Below are 5,336 nucleotides of genomic sequence, written 5' to 3' on the forward strand. Positions count from 1 at the left end.
GAGCCGGCGTCGTAGTCGGGTACCACGGTCGCGCCGGCCACCTGCTCGACGTCGGCCAGGCGCAGCGGCTCGGCCTCGCCGCCCGGGTCGGTGTCGTTGGTCAGCGGCTCGACGACGGTCTCCTCGCCGACCACCGCGGTGACGAAGTCGTGGACGGGGACCGGTGGGAGCGCACCCTCGGGCCGGACGTCGACGCCGAGCTCGATCTCGGCGACGTCCGTGCCGTCGTAGACCTCGACGACGACGGGTTTGAGACCGGGGTCCACGCCGGAGTCGACGAAGGTGACCGCGCCGTCCGGGGTGAAGCGGACGATGTCGTCGGTGGTCGCGGTGGCGCCGACGACGACGAGCTCGTCACCGTCGGGGTCGCTGACGCTGTCGAGGACGTTGACGCTCCCGGTGGCGCCGGAGACCAGGGTCAGGGTGACCGGGCGCAGCAGCTCGGGCGGCCGGTTGGTGCCGGTCGGGACGACCGTGATGCGCGCGGTGGCCTCGTCCTCGCCCCCGCGGCCGTCGCCGGCAGTGTAGCGCAGCGCGACCGACCCGTCGGCCCCGTCGGCGACGTCGATCTGCAGGGCGCGGCCGCCCATGATCGCGCGCACGGTGCCGAAGGCCTCGGGCGGGGTCTCGAAGGCGGTCACGGTGAGGAGGTCGCCGTCGGGGTCGGAGTCGTTGGCGAGGACCTCGAGCACAGTGGTGGAGCCGGCACGGACGCCGAGGTCGTCGTCCTGGGCGACGGGCGGCCGGTTCTCCTGCTCGCGGTCGAGCGGGAGCTGCTCCTGGACCTCCTGCTGGGACTCCTCCTCGTCGTCGCTCGCGTCCTGCGGCGGGATGACGTCGTCCCAGTTCTCGACGATCTCCATCGCGTCCTTGACGAGCCACACCGTCCCGGAGACGAGGTCGTTGAGGACGACGACGTCGCGGTTGACGCGGAAGACGAGCCGCGCGTCGGTCAGTGACTTGTCGATCGGCTGCTCGACGGTCTCGCCGTTGCCGCAGCGTGCCTGGTGCACGCCGGTGCCGGAGGCCCAGGCGCCGTGGCTGCAGCCGGCGACGACGACCGGCTCGCTCGGCGTACCCGGCTGGGAGACCGGGTCGAGGGTGGGTTCACCGCGCCCGAGCGGGACGCGCAGCATCCCGTCGCGGGCGGCGACGACGACCTCACGCGCCGCCGCCGACGGGGCCTGGAGTTCGACCTGGGCGGTGTCGGCGAGCCCGGTGAGGTCCACCGGGTCGGTGCCGGGGCGCAGCAGGGTGACGCGGTCCTGCTCGTCCCGGACCAGGACGACGGGCTCCTCCCCCACCGCGCTGACCTGGATCTCGGCGTCGGCCAGCCGTTCCGGCCCGACCCCGAGGTCGGCGACGTGCGGCTCCTCCTCCCCCTCGGGGTCGAAGCCGGCCGGGACGGTGACGAGGGTGGCGTCGGAGGGCGAGACACCGTAGGTGGTGCCGTCGACGCCGACGGCGATGGCGGCCTCGGCGCCGAGGCGCGTGGCGGCGGGCAGCTCGTCGTCGGCGAGCCGGCCCACGCCGCCGGCGGGGGCGGTGTGGACCTGGCCGCTGCGCGTGTCGAGGACGGCGACGGTGTCCCCGCCGAGCTCGATCCGGCGCGGCCCGGGCAGCGAGACCGCCGTCGTCGTCGTCACCGTGGCGGGGTCGACCTGCTGGAGCAGGCCGGCGCCCTCGTCGACCAGGAAGACGTCACCGGCGTCCTGCAGGACATCGAAGCTCGTGCTGCGTGCGGTGAGGCTGCCGTCGAGCAGCTGCACCTGGCTGTTGAGCCGGCCCAGCCGCATGTGCTCCTGGCTGGTGACCCACACCCCGCCGTCGTGGAGGTCGACGTCGGCCGTCGCGACGCCGTCGTAGAGCACACCGGCGACGACGAGCCCGGCACCCAGCACGCCGACGGTGGCGGCGCTGACGACACGCTGCCGGCGCCGTGGGTCGGTGCGCCGCGACCGCGTCGCATCCACCCGGCGGCCCGAGGGTGTGCGTCGAGGTGCTGCCTCGTCAGCCCGCCCGCGTCCGATTCGCACAGCTCAGTCCCAGCTTCTCTTGTGTCAGGTCTCGGCGCGGGCACTGCCCGGCACCGCCTGGCAGCGTAACAAGCCCTGGGAGGAAGGTCCCGCCTGCACCATGGGGAGAACTGCCCTGCCCGCTCAGGCCTCGGTGTTGCGGGCCTTCTCCTCGTCGAGCGCCGGGAGCTGGTCGGCGCTGACGATCCGGCAGGCGACGGCGTGCTCGACGAGCCGGGCGCGGCGGTTGACGGCCAGCTGCTGCGGACCGCCGCGCAGGCCGCGCACGCCGTGGCGGTGGAGCTTGTCGCAGACGTTGTCGAGCTTGCGGTTGAACTTCGTCAGCGACCAGCCGAGCCGGGCCGCGGCCTGTGCGGAGGTGGGGATGGCGGCGCTGCCCCGGCCGGAGAGCACCGGCTCGGCCAGCGCCAGGACGAGCAGGTGCTGGGACTGGGTGAGGGAGACCGGCCCGATCGTCGTCTCCCCGACGTGGACCGGCTCCGCCTTCGCCGGCGCGAACGTCGGCTCCGGGTTGACGAGGGTGAGCTCGTAGGTCGTGGGGCCGGCGGTGAACAGGATCGTCGTGGCCGCGTAGACGAGCGGGAGCCGGGCGCCGGGCGCGAGCCAGGCCTGGGTGTTGCCGTCGCTGTCGGCCAGCGTCGCGGAGAGGCGGGAGCCGACGTTCTCGATCCACCACAGGTCGTCGATGCGGGCGATGCGCAGGAAGCGGCGGTGCAGGTAGGGGTTGTCGTCGATCTCCAGGGCGCTCTCGCGTCCGATGTAGAACGGCTCCTCCGGCGTGATGGGGAACCACTCGCCGCAGAACTCCAGCTGCAGGGTGCCAGACAAGGGTGCTGTCAGTCCTCTCACTCGACGCAGGCCGCGGCGGGCTCCGCCGAGACCTGTCCTTGCTCAGAGATCGTCCGTAGCTCGATGCACACCCGGCCCTTCGACGAGATCGTCAGCGGCGGCTCGGCCACCGCCCGGCTCTCCTCGATCTTCCCACTGTCGGTCCGGGTCCAGGAGAAGGTGACGTCACCGGCGTCGTCGGGCACCGTCCAGGTGAACTCCACCCGGTCCTCGGTGACCCGTTCCCCGCGCAGGTCGTCCGGGCTGGGCACGACGTCGGGGATGACGACGGTGCCGATCGTGGAGCTGGGCGCGGGCTCGGGGTCGGCGTCCCCGCGCAGCTGACCTGCGGCGACGATCCCGCCCGCGACGAGGACGGCGGCGCCGGCGCCCAGCAGGGCGACCCGCAGGCCGGGGCGTCGCCGCGGTGGGCTGCTCCCGTCCTCGCCGGGGGCGGCTGCCACGACCCGGCCCAGCGTGCTCCGGGTGTCGTCCTCCGGCTCCCAGCCGGCCGCGCGGACCGGTCGCAGCACGGTCTGCGGCTCGTCGTCCTCGGGGCGGGGCGGCGGGGCAGCGCCGGTGGGGTCGACCTCGGTGACGGCACGGACGACGGTGCGGCCCTCGTCGTCGGCGCCGGCCGAGGCCGAGGCGGGGGCGAGCCACGAGGTGTCGGGCACCTCGATGTCCGTCATCGCCAGCCGCAGCTCCTGCTCGACCACCTGGAGCGCCCGGGCCAGCTCGAGCGCGCTCGCCGGCCGGGCGGACGGGTTCTTCGCCATGGCCCGGGCAAGGAGCTCCTCGAGGGAGGTCGGGACGTCGGTGCGCCCGATCGGGGGGACCGGGTCCCGCTTGATCCGCATGGTGAAGTCGAGGCGGGAGTTGGCTCCCGGCCGGGCGAACGGGGAGCGGCCGGCGAGCAGCGTGTAGAGGGTGGCGGCCAAGGAGTAGACGTCGCCCGGGACGCCCGCGGACTGGCCCTCGACGGCCTCCGGCGGGGCCCATGGGAGGGACACGCCACCGGACTCCGCCGCGCCGGTGAGCCCGGCGATGCCGAAGTCGGTCAGGGCCGGGCGGCCGTACTCGGTGGTGAGGATGTTCGCCGGCTTGATGTCGCGGTGGACGATCCCGGCGCGGTGGGCCGTCTCGACGGCACCGGCCAGGCGCACACCGATCGCGAGCACCTCGGGCACACCGAGCGGCCGCACCTTGACCCGCTCGGCGAGGTTCGGCAGCGGGCAGTACTGCATGACGAGGTAGGGGCGCCCGTCGGCCGCGGTGTCGGCGTGGTAGATCGTGACGATCGAGGAGTGGGTGGACAGCTGGGCCATGAGGTTCGCCTCGGCGACGAACTGCTCCCGGGACTGTCCCTCGGCGGCCTCGTGGGTGAGGACCTTGATCGCGACCTGCCGCCGGGGCAGGTGCTGGGTGTAGAGGTAGACGTCGGCGAACCCGCCGGAACCGAGCAGCCGCTCGGCGGTGTAGCCGGGCAGCTCGGGGGGTGGGGCGGGTTGACGGCGGGTGCTCACTCCTCGCCCTCCACCTGGGCGACGGTGACCGTGACGCCGACACCGAGCTCGATGACCGCGCCGGCGCCCACCGGCACACCCGAGCCGGGCTGGAGACGGACCGGTGGCTGGTCGGGCAGGTGGAGGACGGTGCCGTTGGTGGAGTTCATGTCGGTGACGACGACGTGCCCGCCCGCGGGGCGGACCTCGACGTGGGTGGCGGAGATGTCCCGCTCCGGGTTGGCCACGCTGACCAGCCGCGGGACCTCCGAGCCGGCGAAGCGTCCGGCCTCAGGGGCCCGGCCGAGGAGCACCGGGCGGTCCATCTCGATCCGGGGGCCGGTGGACAGGACGAGCTCGAGGCCCGGTGCCGTGCGGCGCTGCTCGGGCTCGGCGGCGATCGGGACGTCGCTGTGCGGCAGCTCGGCGGTGACGACGGTCTGGCCGTCGTGGTCGCCGTCGTCGTCGGGCGCCAGGGCCGCGGCCGGCGGGGGCAGGTCGACCGGGTGACCGACGGGTGCGGTCGGGCGGGCGGGCCGGGACAGTCCCGGGACGGAGTCGATGATGGGGCCCGGGGCGAACGGGGCCGCCGGCGCCTGGAGGGAGTCCTCGTCCGGCTCGGGGTCGCGGGTGGCCTCGAGGTCGACAGCGTCGGGGGCGGAGGCGCTCGAGCCGCGGACGTCCTGGGCGCCGGTGTCCGGAGCTGTGTCGGGCGGGGCGACGGTCGCGGCGAGGTCCTCCGGCGGGTCCGGTTCCTCGGCGGCCGGCGCGGCGGTCTGCTGCCGGGCGGCCTCGTGCGAGCGCAGCTGCTCGGTGGACCAGAGGAGGAAGTCGTAGTCGTCGGAGTCCTGCGGGTCCTCCTCGGCGGTCTCCGCGGCAGCGCCGGTCCCGGCTGCGGGTGGGGCCTCGGCTGTGGCCGACGCCGCCGCGGGCTCATCCGCGGTCACCGCCGCGTGGTCACCCGCGG

Annotated in this window: 4 protein-coding genes; all 4 read right to left on the reverse strand. The window is 74.6% G+C overall.

What is annotated here, in order from left to right:
- A partial coding sequence (locus Q0195_RS05405; RefSeq protein WP_299275605.1) for an Ig-like domain-containing protein occupies positions 1–1,973 on the reverse strand: 1,973 nt, incomplete at its 3' end.
- 186 nt (positions 1,974–2,159) lie between these two features.
- The gene (locus Q0195_RS05410) at positions 2,160–2,864 is read right to left on the reverse strand and encodes a hypothetical protein (RefSeq protein ID WP_299275608.1); all 705 of its coding nucleotides are present in this window, start codon (positions 2,862–2,864) and stop codon (positions 2,160–2,162) included.
- Positions 2,865–2,881: 17 nt separating this feature from the next.
- Complete coding sequence (locus tag Q0195_RS05415) at positions 2,882–4,390, reverse strand: serine/threonine-protein kinase (RefSeq protein WP_299275611.1); 1,509 nt, start codon at positions 4,388–4,390, stop codon at positions 2,882–2,884.
- Positions 4,387–5,336, reverse strand: a 950-nt coding sequence (locus tag Q0195_RS05420) for an FHA domain-containing protein (RefSeq protein ID WP_299275612.1), incomplete at its 5' end; no start/stop codon positions are given. The genes Q0195_RS05420 and Q0195_RS05415, both read right to left, overlap by 4 nt.

It is taken from the genome of uncultured Georgenia sp., from assembly GCF_937958535.1.
In the GTDB taxonomy this organism is placed as follows: Bacteria; Actinomycetota; Actinomycetes; order Actinomycetales; family Actinomycetaceae; genus Oceanitalea.